This is a genomic window from Curtobacterium sp. PhB130 (genome assembly GCF_003755165.1).
Classification (GTDB): Bacteria; Actinomycetota; Actinomycetes; order Actinomycetales; family Microbacteriaceae; genus Curtobacterium.
The window spans coordinates 665,426-685,012 of the sequence record NZ_RKII01000006.1; the positions used below are offsets into that span (position 1 = coordinate 665,426).

24 protein-coding genes and 1 tRNA gene are annotated in these 19,587 nt (G+C 65.2%); 14 read left to right on the plus strand and 11 right to left on the minus strand.

Annotated features, from left to right (window positions below; translation table 11 throughout):
* The first annotated feature begins 20 nt into the window (after nt 1–20).
* From EDF24_RS03395 to EDF24_RS03405, 4 genes are all read left to right on the plus strand, one after another.
* The gene (locus EDF24_RS03395; protein WP_123655173.1) at nt 21–224 is read left to right on the plus strand and encodes a hypothetical protein; all 204 of its coding nucleotides are present in this window, start codon (nt 21–23) and stop codon (nt 222–224) included.
* A gap of 114 nt (nt 225–338) precedes the next feature.
* Nucleotides 339–530, plus strand: a complete 192-nt coding sequence (locus tag EDF24_RS03400) for a hypothetical protein (RefSeq protein ID WP_123701095.1) — start codon at nt 339–341, stop codon at nt 528–530.
* A 52-nt stretch (nt 531–582) separates the two neighbouring features.
* Complete coding sequence (locus EDF24_RS19460; protein ID WP_260233343.1) at nt 583–714, plus strand: hypothetical protein; 132 nt, start codon at nt 583–585, stop codon at nt 712–714.
* A 338-nt stretch (nt 715–1,052) separates the two neighbouring features.
* Nucleotides 1,053–2,114, plus strand: a complete 1,062-nt coding sequence (locus EDF24_RS03405; protein ID WP_123655174.1) for a sigma-70 family RNA polymerase sigma factor — start codon at nt 1,053–1,055, stop codon at nt 2,112–2,114.
* Nucleotides 2,115–2,251: 137 nt separating this feature from the next.
* Here the strand turns inward: EDF24_RS03405 and EDF24_RS03410 are convergent, their stop codons facing one another.
* Nucleotides 2,252–3,184: an NAD(+)/NADH kinase gene (locus tag EDF24_RS03410; RefSeq protein WP_123655175.1), complete on the minus strand. Its 933-nt coding sequence runs from the start codon at nt 3,182–3,184 to the stop codon at nt 2,252–2,254.
* Between the two features lie 71 nt (nt 3,185–3,255).
* On the opposite strand from EDF24_RS03410, the gene EDF24_RS03415 reads away from it, so the two are divergent.
* The 3 genes from EDF24_RS03415 (at nt 3,256) to EDF24_RS03425 (ending at nt 6,722) form a co-directional block, all read left to right on the plus strand.
* Nucleotides 3,256–3,735, plus strand: coding sequence for a Clp protease N-terminal domain-containing protein (locus tag EDF24_RS03415; RefSeq protein ID WP_165931344.1), 480 nt, complete (start codon nt 3,256–3,258; stop codon nt 3,733–3,735).
* 133 nt (nt 3,736–3,868) lie between these two features.
* Nucleotides 3,869–4,045, plus strand: a complete 177-nt coding sequence (locus EDF24_RS19000) for a hypothetical protein (protein WP_165931343.1) — start codon at nt 3,869–3,871, stop codon at nt 4,043–4,045.
* A gap of 154 nt (nt 4,046–4,199) precedes the next feature.
* On the plus strand, nt 4,200–6,722 hold the full coding sequence (locus EDF24_RS03425; RefSeq protein WP_123655177.1) for an ATP-dependent Clp protease ATP-binding subunit: 2,523 nt from the start codon (nt 4,200–4,202) through the stop codon (nt 6,720–6,722).
* Between the two features lie 71 nt (nt 6,723–6,793).
* Here the strand turns inward: EDF24_RS03425 and EDF24_RS03430 are convergent, their stop codons facing one another.
* On the minus strand, nt 6,794–7,246 hold the full coding sequence (locus tag EDF24_RS03430) for an SRPBCC family protein (RefSeq protein ID WP_123701098.1): 453 nt from the start codon (nt 7,244–7,246) through the stop codon (nt 6,794–6,796).
* A gap of 73 nt (nt 7,247–7,319) precedes the next feature.
* On the opposite strand from EDF24_RS03430, the gene EDF24_RS03435 reads away from it, so the two are divergent.
* Both EDF24_RS03435 and EDF24_RS18810 read left to right on the plus strand, forming a co-directional pair.
* Entirely contained in the window at nt 7,320–7,862 is a 543-nt protein-coding gene (locus EDF24_RS03435; protein WP_185017346.1) for an amino-acid N-acetyltransferase, read from the plus strand.
* Between the two features lie 64 nt (nt 7,863–7,926).
* Nucleotides 7,927–8,622 (plus strand): hypothetical protein, encoded by a 696-nt coding sequence (locus EDF24_RS18810; RefSeq protein WP_148070776.1) that lies wholly within the window; start codon nt 7,927–7,929, stop codon nt 8,620–8,622.
* A gap of 80 nt (nt 8,623–8,702) precedes the next feature.
* Here the strand turns inward: EDF24_RS18810 and EDF24_RS03455 are convergent, their stop codons facing one another.
* On the minus strand, nt 8,703–9,143 hold the full coding sequence (locus tag EDF24_RS03455; protein WP_123701101.1) for a hypothetical protein: 441 nt from the start codon (nt 9,141–9,143) through the stop codon (nt 8,703–8,705).
* A gap of 116 nt (nt 9,144–9,259) precedes the next feature.
* Nucleotides 9,260–9,466, minus strand: a complete 207-nt coding sequence (locus EDF24_RS03460) for a cold-shock protein (RefSeq protein WP_123655181.1) — start codon at nt 9,464–9,466, stop codon at nt 9,260–9,262.
* Nucleotides 9,467–9,748: 282 nt separating this feature from the next.
* Here EDF24_RS03460 and EDF24_RS03465 point away from each other — a divergent pair, with 282 nt between their 5' ends.
* On the plus strand, nt 9,749–10,132 hold the full coding sequence (locus EDF24_RS03465) for an SseB family protein (RefSeq protein ID WP_165931341.1): 384 nt from the start codon (nt 9,749–9,751) through the stop codon (nt 10,130–10,132).
* Between the two features lie 48 nt (nt 10,133–10,180).
* Here EDF24_RS03465 and radA read toward each other — a convergent pair whose 3' ends face one another.
* A complete protein-coding gene (radA, locus tag EDF24_RS03470) occupies nt 10,181–11,542 on the minus strand; it encodes a DNA repair protein RadA (RefSeq protein WP_123701102.1) in 1,362 nt (453 codons plus the stop codon).
* Between the two features lie 9 nt (nt 11,543–11,551).
* Complete coding sequence (locus tag EDF24_RS03475; protein WP_123655184.1) at nt 11,552–12,532, minus strand: SGNH/GDSL hydrolase family protein; 981 nt, start codon at nt 12,530–12,532, stop codon at nt 11,552–11,554.
* Nucleotides 12,533–12,675: 143 nt separating this feature from the next.
* Between EDF24_RS03475 and EDF24_RS03480 the strand changes: the two genes are divergently transcribed.
* The 3 genes from EDF24_RS03480 (at nt 12,676) to EDF24_RS03490 (ending at nt 15,029) form a co-directional block, all read left to right on the plus strand.
* A tRNA-Ser gene (locus EDF24_RS03480) sits at nt 12,676–12,762 on the plus strand.
* Nucleotides 12,763–12,880: 118 nt separating this feature from the next.
* Nucleotides 12,881–14,296 carry a tyrosine-type recombinase/integrase gene (locus EDF24_RS03485; RefSeq protein WP_123701103.1) on the plus strand — a complete coding sequence of 472 codons (1,416 nt, stop codon included), beginning with the start codon at nt 12,881–12,883 and terminating at the stop codon, nt 14,294–14,296.
* A gap of 190 nt (nt 14,297–14,486) precedes the next feature.
* Nucleotides 14,487–15,029 (plus strand): NYN domain-containing protein, encoded by a 543-nt coding sequence (locus EDF24_RS03490; RefSeq protein ID WP_123701104.1) that lies wholly within the window; start codon nt 14,487–14,489, stop codon nt 15,027–15,029.
* 59 nt (nt 15,030–15,088) lie between these two features.
* Here EDF24_RS03490 and EDF24_RS19005 read toward each other — a convergent pair whose 3' ends face one another.
* From EDF24_RS19005 to EDF24_RS03500, 3 genes are all read right to left on the minus strand, one after another.
* On the minus strand, nt 15,089–15,232 hold the full coding sequence (locus EDF24_RS19005; protein ID WP_185021542.1) for a hypothetical protein: 144 nt from the start codon (nt 15,230–15,232) through the stop codon (nt 15,089–15,091).
* Entirely contained in the window at nt 15,225–15,929 is a 705-nt protein-coding gene (locus tag EDF24_RS03495) for a recombinase family protein (RefSeq protein ID WP_123701105.1), read from the minus strand. The genes EDF24_RS19005 and EDF24_RS03495 overlap by 8 nt, the downstream gene beginning before the upstream one ends.
* Nucleotides 15,930–16,182: 253 nt before the next feature.
* Nucleotides 16,183–16,431 (minus strand): hypothetical protein, encoded by a 249-nt coding sequence (locus tag EDF24_RS03500; protein WP_123701106.1) that lies wholly within the window; start codon nt 16,429–16,431, stop codon nt 16,183–16,185.
* A 279-nt stretch (nt 16,432–16,710) separates the two neighbouring features.
* Between EDF24_RS03500 and EDF24_RS03505 the strand changes: the two genes are divergently transcribed.
* On the plus strand, nt 16,711–17,556 hold the full coding sequence (locus EDF24_RS03505) for a hypothetical protein (RefSeq protein WP_148070777.1): 846 nt from the start codon (nt 16,711–16,713) through the stop codon (nt 17,554–17,556).
* Between the two features lie 74 nt (nt 17,557–17,630).
* On the opposite strand, the gene EDF24_RS18815 is transcribed toward EDF24_RS03505, so the two are convergent.
* Nucleotides 17,631–18,119, minus strand: a complete 489-nt coding sequence (locus EDF24_RS18815; RefSeq protein ID WP_148070778.1) for a hypothetical protein — start codon at nt 18,117–18,119, stop codon at nt 17,631–17,633.
* Nucleotides 18,120–18,847: 728 nt separating this feature from the next.
* Nucleotides 18,848–19,477, minus strand: coding sequence for a hypothetical protein (locus EDF24_RS18820; protein WP_148070779.1), 630 nt, complete (start codon nt 19,475–19,477; stop codon nt 18,848–18,850).
* Between the last annotated feature and the right edge of the window lie 110 nt (nt 19,478–19,587).

Sequence of the window (19,587 nt, forward strand, 5' to 3'; positions counted from 1 at the left end):
GCCGGGGTTAAGATGCTCGGGTGCCGCATGGAGTCGTGACCGGGATCATCTTCGCCCTGACGCCGACCATCGTCGTCGGCCTCGTCTTCTGGTTCGTCATGCGCGCGATCATGCGCGCCGACCGGACCGAGCGCGCCGCCTACGCCAAGGTCGAGGCCGAGGAGCGTGCACGCTTCGAGCGTGAGCACGGCGCGAGCGCGCCGGCACCCGCCTCGGCGGAGTAGCTCCACCCGCTGTTCCGCGCTCCACCCGCTGTTCCGCACTTACCCGATGTTCCGCACTTACCCGCTGTTGCGCGCTTCACCCGCTGTTCACCGGGCGGTGCGATCGTGCGCGCCATGCACCCGACGACACCCGCGCCGGAGGACCCGGCGACTCCTCTATCGGACGATCCGACGGACATCGATGCAGCCGATGCGTTCGGGCACGCCGCGCTGAGCGACCCCGCTCGCGACGACGGGCGATGGGCCGACGTCGTCGGCGCTGACGACTTCGACGACTTCGACGACTTCGACGACATCGACGTCTGAGCGTCGCCGCCCGTTCACGCGGTCGTTGCCGGCCGCTGTGAGCATCGTCCCCATGTCCATCACCCAGATGCTCCGTGCCCGCAGCCTCGTCGGCGACATCGAGAGCGAGTACGACGAGTACGACCGCGACGCCGACCATGAGGCGTCGAAGCGCCGCGCCGGATGGCTCGAGCCGTCGTGGTGACCCCCGCTCGCTCGGTCAACGGGGTACGGAGGCCGGATCTCGCCGATCCGGTCCGACGTACCCCTTTTGCCTGTCCGGCAAGCGCTGCACCCCGGGGTACATCGTCCGAAACGCGCCAGAAACACCGATGCAATCCCGGAAACACAACGACATCCCCTTGATCTCGGGGCGGCAGGGGGACCACACTGTTCCCACGCTGTACCCCGTGGGGGGCAGTCGCAATGACGAAGCACGGAGAACCCTGGGAATCATTCGGTTCCGTTTGTGGGGTACACCCCTCGCCCGCTTCACTAGTGACACCCCACGAGGCCATCACCGTCGAATGCAGGGAGAGTCACATGACGATCGCAACGGCAGCACCGAGCACCAGTTCGCGCCGGACGAAGAAGGCAACCGCCAAGACCGACAGCGCCAAGGTCGAGAGCACCACGCTCGACACCGCAGCAGCAGAGGTCGAAGCGGACGAGCAGCTCGCCGGCGTCCGCGGCGCATCGGTCGACCAGGTCGGCGACTACCTCCGCCACATCGGGCGTCTCTCGCTCCTCACCGCTGAGGAAGAAGCAGACATCGCCCGCCGGATCGAGGTGGGTCTGTTCGCCGGCGAGAAGCTCGCCACCGAGCAGGGACTCCCGAAGGCCCTGCAGCGCGAGCTCAAGTGGCTGGTCCGTGACGGTGAGCGTGCCAAGGAGCGCATGATCACCTCGAACCTGCGTCTCGTCGTGAGCATCGCCAAGCGCTACTCGCAGCGCGGCCTCCCCTTCATGGACGTGATCCAGGAAGGCAACCTCGGCCTCGTCCGCGCGGTCGAGAAGTTCGACTTCACGCAGGGCTACAAGTTCTCGACGTACGCCACCTGGTGGATCCGTCAGGCGATCTCGCGCGGTCTCGCCGACAAGGCCCGCACGATCCGCATCCCGGTGCACACCGTGGAGCTCATCAACAAGATCTCGCGCACCGAGCGTGACCTCACCGTCGACCTCGGCCGTGCGCCGATGCCGGAAGAAGTCGCGGCGGAGCTGAGCATGTCGGTCGAAGAACTCGTCGACCTCAAGGGCCGCTCGCACGAGCCGGTGTCGATCCACACCGTGGTCGGCGACTCGGACGACAGCGAGCTCGGCGACTTCATCGAGGACGAGGACGCCGCGTCCCCGAACGAACTCACCGAGACGACGCTCCTGCACCGCGACATCCGTTCGATCGTCGCCGAGCTCCCGAGCGACGAAGCCAACGTGATCCGCATGCGCTACGGCCTCGATGACGACAAGCCGATGACGCTCGACGAGATCTCGAAGATCGTGCACACGACCCGTCAGGCAGTCAGCCGTGTCGAGTCGCGTGCGAAGCTGCGCCTGTTCGCCAAGGCGGTCTCGCAGGACATGCAGCTCTACCTGACCGAGTAGGTCAGCAGCACTTCGGCCGACGCTTCACCGCGTCGGCTCGGGGAGCCGGGTCGTTCTGTGGGAAGGCGATCCGGTGGGGTGATGGGACGGCCCGTCCGAGCACTGCTCGGACGGGCCACACTCATGTCTGGAGGGCGTCAGTCCTCGACCTCGCGCCGCAGCTTCTGCCGCAGGTCGCTCGGGATGAGCTCGACGAGCTGGTCCGGGCGCACCGGCAGGTCGAGCAGGCTGAGCTTCACACGGCCCGTCCGCCCGTGCCGCTCGGCATCGAGGCGCACCACGCTGCCGGCGTCCTTCCGCAGGCGCATGTCGATCTGCGCGCCGGTCGCGACCTCGCCGACCACGAGCCCGTCGACCTCGAGCGCCGCGCTCCTGGTGCCCTCCGCGATCTCGAACCGGTAGCGCTCACGCGCGGCGAGCACGACGGAGCGGTCGATGCCGGCCATCGGCGCGACCGGGGTCACCACGGAGCCGGAGAGCGCGGGGGAGAGCACCGGGCCACCGGCGGCGTAGTTGTACGCGGTGGACCCGGCGGGCGTCGCGGCGACGATGGCGTCCGCGCGGTAGTAGCCGTACCCGAGCCCGCCGACGCTGAGGTCCGCCGAGACCTGCCCGGCTCCGGGGCGCCGCACGATCGTGAGGTCGTTGAAGGCGAGGTAGTCGGTGCGGGCACCGCTCCAGGACAGCCGGGCCTCGAGCGCGTGGTGCGGCTCGAGCTGGTAGTCGCCGGCGGACAGACGGTCCAGCGCGGCTTCGAGCTCCGGCGGTTCGATCTCGACCAGGAAGCCGACGTTGCCGTAGTTCACGCCGAGGACCGGGACCGGGCGCTTCGCGACGAGGCGCATGGCCCCGAGCATGGTGCCGTCTCCACCGAGGGCGACCACGAGGTCGACCGTCCCGGTGAACTCGTCGTCCTCGACCACGTCGATCACCCCGCCGATCCGGGCCGCGTCGATGCGGCGGGCGATCAGGCGTCCGCGACCGGAGGCGTTCCAGCGCTGCAGGGTCGTGACGGACTCCTGGACGTTCTTGGTCGGGTGGACGACGAGGCCGACGACGGGCTGATCCATGCGCCGGATGCTACCGGGCGGACCTGGTCCGGGGTCTTTCCATCGCGGCCGCTATGCGATATTCTGTATACATGCACACCGCGACGCTCTCCATCTCCGTGCCCGTCCTCCGGCACGGCCGCGAGATCGTCCTCCTCGCCGAACACGAGTCCCGCGAATCGGGCTTCGGGTTCGTCGACGCCGAGCACCTGCTCGTCGCCGCCACCGTGCTGTGTTCCGGCATCCCGCGCTTCCGCGACGTCCTCGACCACCACGGCGTCACGCCCGAGCGGCTCCGCGACGCGATCCGGGTGTTCGTCGGAGCGGGGACGGCGCCGTACCCGTCCGAAGCCGGAACGATCACCTGCACCCCGGCGGGCGCCCGGATCCTCGCCCGTGCCGCACAGGTCGCCGGTGCGAACGAGCGCGTCCGTCCGCACCACGTGCTCCTCGCCGTGCTCGACGGTGTCGACGACCCGTTCATGGGTGCGGCGCACGACGTCCTCGAGCGGCTCGGCGTCGACCCGCGTCGCTTCCGCCGTGCCCTGCTCCGGGCTGCGCGCCGCGCCTGACGACCGGCCGCGCTCGGGTGGCGCGGACTGATATGTTGCACTCTCCTTTCCGTTGGAGGTTGCTGTGGCCCGGACCCAGACGCTGGTCGGTCTCGCGAGAGCCCTGAGTTGCGCGTCCGTCGCGCTCGCTGCCGTGACGATCTTGGCTGTCAGCGCCGACGGTCGCCCGATCCTGACCGGGGCGCTCGCGCTGGCACTGGTGACCACCGCCGGCACCCTGCACCGGTCCAGCCGTCTCGCGCCGGCGCTGTTCCTGGTCGACGTCCTGCTGCTCCTGATCGCGGTCGCCCTGCACCTGATCACGCGGTGACGAGCCGATCGGCGCACCCAGCGCCCCGAGGTCACGCCCACGGCGAACAGGGGCAGACCAGGGGGTGAGCGCTGGTTACTCTCGATGTACGTGACCGGACTCACACGAGACCGGTGCAGCTGTCGGCCCGGTACGAAGGGCCAAGGGAGAGCACATGTTCGAGAGATTCACCGACCGAGCCCGTCGTGTTGTCGTCCTCGCTCAAGAAGAAGCGAAGATGCTCAACCACAACTACATCGGCACCGAGCACATCCTCCTCGGCCTCATCCACGAGGGCGAGGGCGTCGCCGCCAAGGCGCTGGAGTCGCTGGGCATCTCGCTCGACGCCGTCCGCGAGCAGGTCCAGGACATCATCGGGCAGGGCCAGCAGCAGCCGACCGGGCACATCCCGTTCACGCCGCGCGCCAAGAAGGTCCTCGAGCTGTCCCTGCGCGAAGCGCTCCAGCTCGGCCACAACTACATCGGGACCGAGCACATCCTGCTCGGCCTCATCCGCGAGGGCGAGGGTGTCGCAGCCCAGGTCCTCGTGAAGCTCGGCGCCGACCTCAACCGGGTCCGCCAGCAGGTCATCCAGCTCCTGTCCGGCTACCAGGGCAAGGAAGCGGTCGCCGTCGGCGGCGAGCAGCAGCAGAACGCGCAGCAGGGTTCGCAGGTCCTCGACCAGTTCGGTCGGAACCTCACCCAGGCCGCGCGCGACGGCAAGCTCGACCCCGTGATCGGGCGCGAGAAGGAGATGGAGCGGGTCATGCAGATCCTCTCCCGCCGCTCGAAGAACAACCCGGTCCTGATCGGTGAGCCCGGCGTCGGCAAGACCGCCGTCGTCGAGGGCCTCGCCCAGGCGATCGTGAAGGGCGATGTCCCCGAGACGCTGAAGGACAAGCAGCTCTACTCGCTCGACCTCGGGTCGCTCATCGCCGGGTCCCGCTACCGCGGTGACTTCGAGGAGCGCCTCAAGAAGGTCACGAAGGAGATCCGCACCCGTGGCGACATCATCGTCTTCATCGACGAGATCCACACGCTGGTCGGTGCCGGTGCAGCGGAAGGTGCGATCGACGCCGCGTCGATCCTCAAGCCGCTCCTGGCCCGTGGTGAGCTCCAGACCATCGGTGCGACCACGCTCGACGAGTACCGCAAGCACTTCGAGAAGGACGCCGCACTCGAGCGTCGCTTCCAGCCGGTGCAGGTCAACGAGCCGTCGCTGCCGCACGCGATCAACATCCTCAAGGGCCTCCGCGACAAGTACGAGGCGTTCCACAAGGTGTCCATCACCGACGGCGCGATCGTCGCCGCGGCGAACCTGGCGGACCGCTACGTGCAGGACCGCTTCCTGCCCGACAAGGCCATCGACCTGATCGACGAGGCCGGCGCTCGCCTGCGTCTGTCGATCCTGTCGGCGCCGCCGGAGCTCCGCGAGTTCGACGAGAAGATCTCGACGGTCCGCGGGTCGAAGGAAGCCGCCATCGAGGAGCAGGACTTCGAGAAGGCCGCGAGCCTGCGCGACGAGGAGAAGAAGCTCCTCGGCGAGCGTCTCCGCCTCGAGAAGCAGTGGCGTGCGGGTGACGTCGCCGCGTCCGGCACCGTCGACGAGGGCATCATCGCCGAGGTCCTGGCCCAGGCCACGGGCATCCCGGTGTTCAAGCTCACGGAAGAGGAGACCTCGCGTCTCGTCTTCATGGAGAAGGCCCTGCACCAGCGCGTCATCGGTCAGGAAGAGGCCATCTCGGCGCTCTCCAAGACCATCCGCCGCACCCGTGCCGGTCTGAAGGACCCGAACCGTCCCTCCGGCTCGTTCATCTTCGCCGGCCCCACGGGTGTCGGCAAGACGGAGCTCGCCAAGGCACTTGCGGAGTTCCTCTTCGACGACGAGGGTGCGCTGATCTCCCTCGACATGTCGGAGTTCGGCGAGAAGCACACCGTCTCGCGCCTGTTCGGTGCCCCTCCCGGGTTCGTCGGGTTCGAAGAGGGCGGCCAGCTCACCGAGAAGGTGCGCCGCAAGCCGTTCTCCGTGGTCCTGTTCGACGAGATCGAGAAGGCCCACCCGGACATCTTCAACTCGCTGCTGCAGGTCCTCGAAGAGGGTCGTCTGACCGATGGTCAGGGCCGCGTCGTCGACTTCAAGAACACCGTCATCATCATGACCACGAACCTCGGTTCGCAGGGCATCGCCGGTGGCCCGGTGGGCTTCCAGGTCGAGGGTGACTCGGGCGTCGGCTACGACCGCATGCGTGCGAAGGTGAACGAGGAGCTCAAGAAGCACTTCAAGCCGGAGTTCCTGAACCGCGTCGACGACACGATCGTGTTCCCGCAGCTGTCGCAACCCGAGCTGCTCCAGATCGTGGACCTGTTCGTGAAGCGTCTGTCGGACCGCATGCTCGACCGCGACATGACCGTCGAGCTCACGCTCCCGGCGAAGGAGCAGCTCATCAAGGTCGGGTTCGACCCCGCCCTCGGGGCTCGCCCGCTCCGCCGCGCGATGCAGCACGAGGTCGAGGACCAGCTGTCCGAGCACATCCTGCAGGGTGAGCTCACCGCTGGTGACCACGTCAAGGTGGACTTCACCGACGGCAAGTTCCAGTTCGAGACCGGGCGTCAGCCGGGCCGCGAAGAGGTCCTCGCCGGAGCCGCTGCCGTGGAGTCCGCAACGGACGCCACCCCGCAGGGCGAGATCGAGTCCTAGAGTCCCCACCAGACAGACGGGAGGCCCGGTGCCAGCTGGCACCGGGCCTCCCGTCTGTGTTCTGTCAGGTCTCAGGCCTGGACGTCGCCGCGCCAGCCGGCGTCCGTGGGTGCCGCCTCGACGCGCTCCTTGTAGTTCTGCAGGTCCTTCTTGATGGCGTGGCCGCCGACACCGACGGCGGCGCCGAGCTTCTCGAGGAAGCCGGAGGGCTCCCAGTCGATCTGCGCGGTGACGCGGGTCTCGTTGTCGGACAGCTTGTGGAACGTGACGACGCCCGCGTGGTCGGTCTCGCCGTCCTTGACGGTCCAGGCGACACGCTCGTCGGGGTGCTGCTCCGTGATGACCGCACGGAACTTGCGCTCCTGGCCGGCCACCTTCACGGTCCAGTCGGTGGTGGTGTCGTCGACCTGGTCGATCTTCTCCACCTCGTCCAGGAAGTGGGGGAACTCCTCGAAGCGGGTCCACTGCCCGTAGGCAGCGCTGACGGGGACGTTGACGTCGATGGTCTCGATGATCTGGGGCATGTCCCGGACGGTAGGCGGGTGCGCCTGGGCGCGACCCGGAACGCTGTCCCCCGACCGCACTATGGTGGGGGAGATGACTGAGCACGGGAAGCACGCGTTCCACGAACGGGACGACCACGGCATCCTGGTGCGACCTGCGCTGGCGTCGGACGTGCCGCACATCCAGCGACTCATCGCCCCCTACGTCGACCGGCGGATCCTGCTCGGTAAGGAGAACGTCGCGCTGTACGGCTCGATCCAGCAGTTCCGGATCGCCGAGGGGCCGGACGGTGTCCCGATCGGGTGCGGTGCCCTCGCCGTGTTCTGGGACGACATCGCCGAGGTGCGCACGCTCGCCCTCGACGCGGACTGGATCCACAAGCGCGTCGGACACCGGATGCTCGAGGCGCTCGAACACGACGCGCGAGAGCTCGGCGTCGCCCGGATCTTCTGCCTGACGTTCGAGGTCGAGTTCTTCGCGAAGCACGGGTACCTCGAGATCGGCGAGCAGGTCGTCGAACCGTCCGTCTACGCGGAGCTCGTGCGGTCCTCGGACGAGGGCGTGGCAGAGTTCCTCGACCTCGCCCGGGTCAAGCCGAACACCCTCGGCAACACCCGCATGCTGAAGATCCTCTGACGCTTTCGCGCCCGGCTCGGCGGGGTTCCCTCGTGGCGCGCCCGGCGTTGTCTACCCTGTGCGCATGTCGTCGTTCCGTCACCCCGTCGGCCCGCAGAAGCCGGGCGTCTACTGGCGCCGTCGCGCGACCGTGGCCGGAGTGATCCTGCTCATCGTGATCGTCGTCGTGCTCATCGTGGTGGGGCGTGGGAACGGCGCACCCGCGGCGGAGTCCTCGCCGTCTGCGTCGCCGTCTGCGTCGTCGTCGGTTCGGTCGTCGGCGCCGTCGCCGTCGGCTTCCTCGGCACCGTCTTCCGGGTCGGCCTCTGCGTCGCCGTCAGCTTCGGCGTCGTCGTCTTCTTCGTCTGCTGCTTCCGGTTCGACCTGCTCCAAGAACCAGATCACGCTGAAGCCGGTCCTCGACAAGAGCGCCTACGGCCCCACCGAGGACCCGAAGATCGCGATGTCGATCGAGAACACCGGGTCGGGGTCCTGCCACATGGACCTCGGGTCGTCGCAGCAGGTGCTCACGATCAGCTCCGGTGAGGAGCAGTACTGGTCGTCGAAGGACTGCCAGACCGGCGGGACGAACCAGGACGTCACGATCAAGGCCGGGCAGACCCTGACCACGCCGGCGATCGCGTGGGACCGCACCCGGTCGTCGACGTCCACGTGTGACTCCTCACGGCCGTCGGTGACCGGTGGGGGCGCGAGCTACCACCTGCAGGTCGCGGTCGGGAACATCTCGTCGAAGGAGTCGGCGCAGTTCATCCTGAACTGACGTCGGCGGCTCGGCGGCTCGGCGGCTCGCCTGGCGGTTCGCCCGGCGGCTCGGTGGCTCGGCCGGCGCGGTTCGGGCGGTCAGTCGAAGTCGGGGGTCGTGGCGGCGCAGCGGACGGGTGCACCGGCGCGGCCGTGCTCCTCGGCGATGACCTTCTTGCCGTCGAGCAGGATGCGACAGCTGGCCGTGCGCTCCGCCGGGGGAGTGGCGCGGACCGACGCGGGATCGTCGGTGAGGACGATCGACTCGTGCGTCCAGGTCTGTGCCGCCGACTTCGTGTCGCTCGTCGTCGACACCGCTGACCGTTCGTTCGTCGTCGGAGCAGCGCCCCGTCGCTCGGCGCCTTGGAAGCGGACGTCATGGAGCGTGACGGACTCGGGAGCATCGACGCTCACCTCGTACGTCACCGACCAGGCGTCGCCGACCTGCTGATGGACCTGCGCGCACCCACTCAGTCCGACGACGGTCAGTGCGAGTGCTGCTGCTGCGGCGGTGGTCGATGCGATACGTGACTTGGTCATACAAACACAATCGCGGCCGGCCGATCGATCCTCGTCATGACGAGGTATCGATCGAGTCCGACCGCGGTCGTGTTCGGGGTCAGCCGACCGGATGACGGTCAGCGTTCCCCTGGGGTTCAGCCGATGACGGAGATGTTCTCCGCCTGCGGGCCCTTACGGCCCTCAGTGATCTCGAACTCCACCTTCTGGTTCTCCTCGAGGCCGCGGTAACCGCTGCCCGAGATCGCCGAGAAGTGGGCGAAGACGTCGGCGCTGCCGTCGTCCGGGGCGATGAACCCGAAGCCCTTTTCGTTGTTGAACCACTTGACGGTTCCAGTTGCCATGATGGCGTTTCCTTAACTGTTCTTGCTTTCCATCGCGGTATGACACGCAGACGGAGCCTCGACGTATGTCGACGAGGGTGATGCGCCACGCGGGCAGGTGCCGGCGGGACGGGTTCGGGGTCAGGCCCGTGGGCCAGTGACCCGTGAGCCCGGATGAGGGAGTGAAACCACCTCGCCCGGACGTTGGGCGCCGCAGAAGCGGTTCCACCAACCTATCGTGTCCGGACCCGAAGAACCAGACAAGTCGCCCGGATCGCAAGATTTCTGGTGAACTTGATGGCGATGGCAGACAAGGAACAGCGCTTCCGGAGCGAACAGCTCGAGGAAGCCCTCGCGAAGCAGGACGTGGCGGCGGTGGCGTACGCGCTGCGGAACGACATCGTGATCGTGCCCAGACTCGTCACCGGCAAGAAGGACATGCAGGTGCGGGTCTTCGGCCGTGAAGGGTCCGAGAAGCGCATCCTGCTGCTGTTCTCGTCCGCGGACGCCTACACGGCGATGGTGCCGGACGAGAAGATCCGGCAGGTCATGGTCTACGACGCCGCGCGGCTCGAGGAGTTCCTCGCCGCGCACCTCGATTCGCTCGAGGGCGTGTTCTTCGACATCGCCGGGCCGCACACGATGCAGTCCGAACCGGCCGACCTGCTGGCCGCATTGCGCGCCTGACGTCCGGTCCCGCGCGTGTCGGGGGTGGCGCCTGGGCGTTGCCTGACGTCAGAAGGCGGCGTCGAGTTCGCGTTCCCGGACGGACTTCGTCAGGGAGAACGCGACGCGGAGTGCTTCACGGAGGTGTTCGGCGTCCGCCCCGAGCACGGTGGTGAACCCGAGCCGACGCGCTTCGCTCGCGCGCTGCTTCGCGCCGGTGGCCTGCCGGATCTCCCCCGCGAGGCTGATCTCCCCGATGGCCGCGAGCGTGTGCGGGTAGGGACGATCCCGCGCGGCACTGGCGAGTGCCAGCACGATCGCGAGGTCGGCGCCGGGCTCGGTGAGCTTCATGCCGCCGACAGTGGAGACGTAGACATCCGCGTCGGAGAGCTTGATGCCCGCCCGGCGTTCGAGGACCGCGAGGAGCATCGCCACGCGGGATGAGTCGACGCCGTTCACCACACGGCGCGGCTGCGGTGCGGAACTCGGGACGACGAGAGCCTGCACCTCGACCGGGAGCGCCCGACGGCCTTCCATCGTGACCGTGATGCACGTGCCGGACACCGGTGTGCCGTTCCGCGACATGAACAGGCCGCTGGGGTCCGGGACTTCGTGGATGCCGTCGCCGGCCATGTCGAAGCAGCCGACTTCGTCCGTGGGACCGAAGCGGTTCTTCAATGCGCGGACGAACCGGAGCGCGGTCTGACGGTCGCCCTCGAAGTGACACACGACGTCGACCAGGTGCTCGAGCAACCGTGGGCCGGCGATCGAGCCGTCCTTCGTGACGTGCCCGACGATGAGCACCGGCAGGGCGCGGTCCTTCGCGGCACGGATGAGGGTCGATGCGACTTCACGGACCTGCGACGTGCCGCCTGCGATGCCGTCGATGCTGGCGGAGGAGATCGTCTGCACGGAGTCGGCGATGAGCAGGTCCGGCTGCACCTGGTCGATCTGGCCGAGGATGACGCCGAGGTCGACCTCACTCGCGAGGTAGAGGTCGTCGTGCATCGCCCCGGTGCGCTCGGCCCGCAGACGGACCTGGTCCACCGACTCCTCAGCGCTGACGTAGAGGACACGCTTGCCCATCGACGCGGCGCGAGAAGCGACCTCGAGCAGGAGCGTGGACTTGCCGACGCCGGGCTCGCCGCTCAGGAGGACCGCTGCACCCGGGACGATCCCGCCGCCGAGCGCCCGGTCGAACTCGCCGATGCCGGTCTGCCAGCGTGGAACCGCACCACCGCGTGCCTGCGTGATGGGCTGTGCGATGCGGGTCCCCGTGACGGCGACCGCACTGGTGCCCCGTGCGCTGGCCGTGACGGCAGAGGCGTCTTCGACGGTGCCCCACGCCTGGCACTCGCCGCAGCGACCGACCCACTTGATCGTGGTCCAGCCGCACTCGGAGCAGCGGTAGGAGGACTGGGGGCGGGCCATGGGACGAGGTTAGGCCGCGCCGCCGACATCACCGGCATCGCCGGAGGTGTCGTCGTTCTCGGTGGCGCCGGGCACGGTGATCGACCCGGTCATGCGCTGCCGGAGCCGGTCGACCCGGCCGGGACGGTGTGCGTGCTCGAGTTCCTCGGCGCCGAGCGTGTCCTGTTCGGCACGCGCGTTCGCCACGGCACCGGCGTCGCGCCCGAGGTCCTCGGCTTCTCGCGCCGACAGGTAGTGCCGGATCGCGGCGACGGTGTCCACCCGGGCGTCGATCGCCGGTTCGAACGCGCTCGCCCAGATCTCGTACCCGCGGTCGTTCGGGTGGAACAGGTCACCGTAGGTGTTGAAGAACGTCCGCCGCAGCCCCACTCGGCGCGTGATCGCGTGGAGCGGCGCCACCGTCAGTCCGAGCTCGTCCGCGACGCGGTGCACGATCTCGTTCGCGACGGCGACCTTGCGCTCGCGGTCGGGGACGAACATGCACGGCAGCTCCGCGACGATCGCGTGCGACGGGACCGCGCCGTAGATCGCGCGGAGGTTCCGCTCGAACTTGTCGGGGTGGAAGTCCGCGATGTCGTTCGCGCCGATCGAGACCGTGCAGACGTCGGGAGTGAAGCTCCGCAGCTTCGGGAGTTGGTCCTTCTTCGCGCCCCACGTCGTCGCACCGGAGACGCTGAGGTTCACGACGCGCACCGTCTCGCGCGACCGGTGCTTGATCCGGCGGGCGAGCAGGCCGACGTACCCGCGCGACGGGACCGTCGCGCCGACACCCTGCGCCGCGGAGTCGCCGATCGCCAGGTACGTGATCTCACCCTCGTGGTGGAGTCGTTCGCGCCACCAGTCGGCGTGCGACGGGAGCATGTCGACGACGCGTTGCGCTGCCGCACGCTGGCCCTTGACGCCGGCCCGGGCGCCGAGGGCGGCGCCGCCGGCGACGACCAGGCCGCCGCCGATCGAGGAGAGCAGGGCGATGAGGGTTCGGGACTTCATGCGGTGGACGGTACGCCCGCTGGATCAGTCGGATCAGAGGGGATCCTGTGGCTGTGGGAAGAGCGCCGGGGCCGGCCGCCTGTGGATGGTGGGCGAGCCTGCGGTGTCGCGAGGGGCCTCCCGGATCGTGTAAACTCTCTCCCGGTACCGTGTCCGAGCGGCCGAAGGATCATGTCTCGAAAACATGTGTGGGGGCAACTCCACCGTGGGTTCAAATCCCACCGGTACCGCAAGGAAACCGCATGAGCCCGTCTAATTGTCAAATTTGGCGAGTTCATGCGGTTTTTTCGTTGTGCGACACCACGCTGTGAGTTGACTTCTTGAGTTGACTTCACGATCATCGGAATCGTGTACGAGTTCGACGAAGAAGACAGAGATCGGCTGAATCGCTCTGGGCTGAAGAAGCACGGCCCCAAGAGCGAGAGACGACCGAAGAAGCGGGCCGATGGAGAGGGCACCGTCTTCGCTGTCGAGCGGACTCGCAAGGATGGTAGCCCGTCCGTCTACTACTGGGCAGCCAAGACCGTTGCGCTTGGAGCAACAAGCAAGAAGGTCACAGCCCAGGGGCTCACCGAGCGAGCAGCCATCGACCGCCGCGACTCTAAAATCTTGAAGCTCCGAGTTATCTATGGACTGGAACCGCCTGAGAGCATTCCGCCTGATCCCCGTATTGCTTACCTCACCGTTGGCGACTGCCTGACTGAGTGGCTCGATGAGCGGAGAAACGAAGGGTTAGCGCCGAACTCAATCCACATGTACGACGCAAGGATCAGGAATCATCTACTCCCAGCCTTCGGAGCCCACCCCATTCGGCTTCTCACCTACGACCAACTTAAGGTGTTCTTCGGCACTACCCTGCCCGCCAAGGGTCTAGGGCCGGATTCGATCCGGCAGGTATTCATCTGCCTTCGGAGCGCGATCGACCACTATCTGCGTGATGGCAAACTCTTGACCCACCCCATGGTTGGTCTCAAGCCTCCAACCAAGGACCGTAAGAGCAACGAGAAGACGAAGAACATTCGACGAGCCTCCAAGTTCCTCTGGAAATACTTGGGCAATGCAGCACGCCGAGAAGACCAGGAGGCTCGCTGGTTCCTCGGAATGATGGGAATGCGGCAGGGCGAGGTTCTGGGGCTGACCGACGACTGCCTCGACGGAGCGAGGCCGAAAGACCGGGGCCGGCGAGTTCTTGTCAAGCAGCAGCTCCAGCGCATCAGCGCAGAGCATGGCTGCACTCTCGACAAAACAACGGGACGCTGGAGCTGTGGCCGCCAGACCACCAACTGCCCCCAGCGAATCGGTGAGACTCGCTGGGAGCTGACTCGTACGAAGACAGAGAGCAGCTTCCGAGAAATAGTGATCCATGAAGAAGCCTGGCAGATGCTTCTCGATCACAGGAAGAGGCAGCAAGCACGGCGCAAGTTGGCGAGCTTTCATCCTGCCGAAGGCAAGGGGCTGGATACGCTGCTCTTCGCGAGGCCCGATGGTCAGCCCATCTATGCTCAGCGAGATCGAAAAGCTCTAGACGAGCTGCTCGCGTCTATCCAGGGTCTCCCTCCAGACATGACTGTCCACACTCTCCGCCACATCGCCACCACTCTGCTCATTGAGGGAGGCGCAACCCAAGCCGACCTCGTGTCGATGATGGGATGGAGCGCAAATAATGCGGACGCTCAGATCGCTACTTACTCCTCGGCAGATGTTGCGGGTCTCGCCGCTGGAACCTCTATGAAGTACGCCGAGCAGTTCTTCCCCAAGTCGTAGCCGCCTGCCTCGGCCCGCCTCATCGTCACGCTGACAGCACACACGCAGGGGATGAGCGAGCGTCTCAGATCGCAGGCTCTGCCCGCTAAACCCCGAATCACGGCCATGGTAGGACGATGCAAGCCTCTGCGCTAGTATCCTCTCGTCTGGCACGGAGCCAGGAGTTTCGCAGAGTCGGGGGATGCTTTAGATGACTTTTTATGTGTATGTGGACAACTCAAATGTCTGGATCGAAGGCATGCGTATCAGCGCTGTCCAAAAGGGCATGGCAACCTCTACCACCGATGCGATGAATCGCCGTATTTCGGACCAGACTTGGACTTACGACTTCGGCCGGCTCTACGAGTTGATCTGCCCGGAAGGTCAGAAGATCGGCCGGTCGAGTCTCTTCGGCTCGCGACCGCCTGCCAACGACTCGATCTGGGAGCTAGCGCGGGCGGAGGGATTCCAGGTCAACCTCTTCGACCGTAACGCGGCGAATAGGGAGAAGCAGGTCGATGTGGCCATTTCGACGCAGATCATGGAAGATTCCTACGAACACATGAAGACCGGCGATAAAGTTTTGCTTGTCTCGGGTGATCGGGACTACCTGCCTACTATCGAGTCTTTGCGAAAGCGTGGTATCCCGACTCGCGTGGCGTTCTGGACTCACGCCACGGGGGCGGAGCTGAAGCGCGAGCCCATCGACTTCGTACCGCTCGACCCAGCTTTCGATTTCATCACGAAGAAGTAGCCAATCAGCTAGGCCGGGGTGAGAGCTCAATCAAACCCCGGCCTTGCTTGTTGTGACTGTCAGCCGAATAGGCTCACCAATTCTTCGAGCAGATAGAGCCCAAGAGTCAGGACGACGATGGGAACCAGGAGCTTGCCGTACCAGGGCAGCCGCCTGTAGAGACCACCGGCCAGCCGCTTAGGATGCTTCCCGAGCTTAGGCATGAGGAACCTCCTTCGCGTTGGCCCTGACCTTGTCGGCTTCCCACTGATCCAGAGTCACATAGGGCGGGAGAGAGGGGTAGATACCTAGAACCCGACCGATCAGCGACTTCGAGACATTCCAGTCTTTAGCGAGTTCGTCCGGGCTCTTCTTGCTGTCGTAGCCCGCTCTGATTGCGGTAACCGCTGCCTGAGTCAGCTTTGGCTTCTTGCCGAGCCTCAATCCCTTGGACACCTTGACGGCTCGACCCTCATCCATGCGACTACGGATCAGTGACCGCTCGAACTCGGCTAGAGCCCCGAACATTTGAAGCACGAGCTTGGAGAAGGGCGAACCGGCGTCGTAGATGAAGCCGTCATCGATTGCCTGGAAGCTAGCGCCCAGAGCACCGAGTTCCCTCACGCTGGTGAGCAGATCCTCCAGCGACCGAGAGAACCGGTCGAGCTTGGTGACGCACACCACTACCTCGTGACCAGCATTACGCAGCTCCTTGACGCGAGCCATGAGATCGATGAACCCGGGAGCTTCGCGGTTCTTGGCCCCGGAGACGGCCCAATCCTCGAAGATCTCGGTACAGCCAGCCGAAGTGAGTAAGTTCTTCTGGTTCTCGGTGCTCTGCTTGACTGACGAGACGCGGGCATAGCCCAGAGCGTGGCTCTCAGCGTCGCCGGTCAGTCCAATCTTGATCGCGTTCACCATGGTCTTCCTCCTGTGTGCTTGTATCGGTCATCGAGCCAGGCTTCGGCAGCCTGGAACTCATAAAGCGTGAGAGTGAGCCTCGGAATAAGCGAATGTGCTGCTCCGTCCTTAGCTGGCCACGGGTATGTGGAGCGCACTTCGTACTGGTCTGGTTCTGTCGAGAGTGAGAGCCGAATGCGGTGGACCGGCACGGTGCGGTGTGTTTGGCGGAAGATCAGGCGGGACGCCTTGATGAGAGCGGCTGGTGTCGGGTTCATGAGAACCGCTTCTGGGTCTCGATCTGAATGATCTCCAGCACTTCGTCGTAGGCCTCGGCACTTTCGAGGTAGCCATCGACCCGACACTCAGCAGCAGCGTCATCGAGCCACTGAAGCTGGAAGCTGATCTCTTTGGCGTCGGTGCTGTCGAGCCAGTCAAACTCGTAGCCAACGAGATCTAGGTGAGTGAGCCGAGCCTGAACTCGATCCCTGAGTGAGCGAGTAGCGAGTGTGGGACTAGTCATTTGAAGCCTCCTAAGCAGTGAGACGATGTTGCCTCGGAGACCAATATCAAAACGCGGTCACGAAACCGTTGACAGGTCATCGAACTGAAGAGTTCGAAGACCAACAGTTACGAAATGCCCGCCCCACGCGTGACTCCTGCCCGCCTAGCAGCCGAAGCTCACTCATACGCGCATACCGGCGGCCCAAGAACAACAGTCGTGGAGGCGTGTCGCCACGGTTGAGGCGGTGGAACCGAGGATCGATCAGGGATTGTCGGTAGTCGCCACTACGCTGGCGGCATGAGCGATGGCGCATGGAGTCCCGTAATCCCCACGGGTAGGGAAGCGGCTCTAACCGAAGAGTTCCCCGGCTACTTGAGGGAGTCAATCTGTCGTTGGCTGAAAAGCCAAGTGAAGATAAGCAGTGGCTATGTCAGGTCGGACAGGTTTGTGGACTTCCAGAACGCGTATCGCACCGACCTCGGCTTCCACGCCGATGCGCTGTTGGACTGGACAGACACCGTCCTTCCCTACTTGCGGAAGATCAGCACAGAGAACTTCACTAACTTGATCGACTACTTCGCAAGCACGGGCTACTTTCCCCGGGGCCAGGAACACGATCTAGAGAGCACGCTCAGCGATGGCGGATCTGCCTGGACCGTTATCCGGTGGAACGAGTCGCACGCGCGGCTCACAAAGCGAGTGTCCGACGGAGTGCAGCTCGCAGTCAGGGATGTTCTTAGCGCTACGGACGCCGCCTCGGCAAAGCTCCAAGAGGCATGGCTCGACGCCTACGGCACAAGCCCCCGAGCATCCGTGGCCTACAGCCACGCGGTAGTCGCAGTCGAGACGGCGGCACTGTCTCTGATCGAGACCGGCAAGGAAGAGCCGACCCTGGGCACCGTCATCACCGTGCTCGAGGCGTCGAATCCAAAGTGGCGACTCGTGCTGCGAGACAACGAAAAGGCTCCGAGTGCAAAAAGCCTCGCAACGATGATGCGGGTGCTCTGGCGGGGACACGCGAGCCGACACGGACGCCCCGACTACGCAGACGCCACCCTCGAGGAAGCCAGGGCTGCCGTGATCCTCGCTGCAACACTCGTCCAGTGGCTCACCTCTGGCGTAGTCATCCCAGTTGAGGCTTGAGCTTTCATAGGTGCGACACAACAGCAGCGGGCCACGACTCCAAGAGGAGTCGTGGCCCGCAGTCGTTCGCTTGTTTACTGGATCAGCGGAGCCGTATCGCTCACAAGCGTGAGACCTGACCGGTTCAGGGAGAGTGATGCGACACCACCCCGCGGGAAAGAACCGAAGGCGTCCGCCGCGAAGAAGAGGTAGCCGTCCGATGGCACAGCAACGCTCCCGCTATTGGTGAGCGTGAAGGTAGACGCTCCAACCTCGTGGCCTACCGTCCAGCCAGGATAGGCGCGGATGGAGCCGATGGAGCCCGGAAGCTTTACCGTCACCACCAGCTCGCCCGGAGCGAACTGCTGAGAACCACCCCCAGAGTAGATGTCCACATTCACCGTATAAGCAGACCAAGCCTTGAGACTGGGGTAGCCAGGCATGGAATCTCGGATCGAGACAGAAGCGGGTGGGGTAGCTGCCGAAGCAGACTGGCTAGCCGAAGACGGAGTGAAGCTCACCACTCCAGCAAGCAGCAGAGCGGAAGCAGTGAGCAGAGCAGTAGATCGACGGTTCAGGTTCATCGGGTTCCTCCTTGGTGATGAACAAGCCATATTGAGCAGGGGACGAGTAGGACGACGCAAATGCGACACCACAGCGCAGGAAGGCAGCCAGGATAAGGTACGCGCACACCAGTGGAGGAAGAAGGAAGCAGGAGACGGAGGAGGTTGTCGGGATCAGAGAGCTGTTTCAAGAACCCCACCGAATGATCTTCGTCTTTGAAGATTTCCATCGTGGGGGTGAGACCTACCGAGCCACCGCCTGCCCGGACCCGGGATCTTACCCCGGCCGCCTAACCTTCGAAGCAATCCCCGCTGGTTCCCGTTCCACCAGAAAGTCGTCTCTCACCCTTCGGTCTCACGCAGAGGGTTTCGAGGATTGCGGGAGAGGAGTGGCTTACCTCAACTGCGGCGGGAATCTCCGCCTGCTGCACACTTAACTCCCACAGCCGCCTCAATCGGTTCCGTTCCCGTCTTACTGGGTCTGTACTTCGAGCGGGATGCTGCTCTTGCGACTGCCGAACCGAGAAGCTAGCCCGGACGCCCCTGTTTAGAGGGAATCCAGCTGGAGCCTAGTCTCAGGGATGATCTCGATTCGACAGCTTCAGCTCCGAGAGGAGCCACGCCGTTGCTGGGGCATATCACAGACTCAAGACCACAAGAGGAAAGCCCCGAAGCGGCGGTGTGCTTCGGGGCTTTCGGTACTGCGTGAGGTGAAGTTGTTATATCGACAAGTGATCTCGCTACACCGACTAGCCGATCGACCAGGCCCAATCCGATCCAGTCAGACGCCAAGCGCCCATCTCGATCTGGCTGTAGCCGTCATCGTAGACAGTGGTCACCGACTGGTCTGCCTCGAACTCGCCCCGGTAGGTTTGGCCATCGAAGTCAAGCTCCACCGAGTACGGGATGACTTGGGCCTGAATCTCATCCTGAGTCGATCCAGCCGGATGCTTCGGGCCTGGCACGAGAGTGTTGAAGTTCAGATAGCCGTTGGCCGACAGTTCATCGCTGTCCTGGTCTACGACCTGTCCTGAGCCATCGAGAATCCGGTACGCAACTGGCTTGCCTGCATCCGATTTCGGTCGCTGAACCGTGACCGATCCGCGCTGGCCAGTGTCGACCATCGGCGCTGGCTGGCCAGGCGTCTCGTCGCTCGCCTTGCCTTGACCGCCGCTCATGCCAATGAACTGCCCTCCATCACTCGATGCCTTGACGGAGAATCCGCCATCATCGAGGGCGGCATCTGCCTGGCTTCCGGCGATCGAACCGCCCACGATGCTGACGGCGACGGCGGCAACCGCAAGCGAAAGCCAGGCACGACGGTCTCGCTTGGCTCGAAGATCAGTCTTGGTTTTGGTCTTAGTGTCCTTGGCGTCCATTGGTGTTCTCCCTGTTCATATCTCGCTTGTCGAGACACAGGTAGATATCAGCCGAGGTCAGAATCGAGCGCTGGAAGAGGAGCGGCCCGGGCCACGAGGAGGAGATTGTG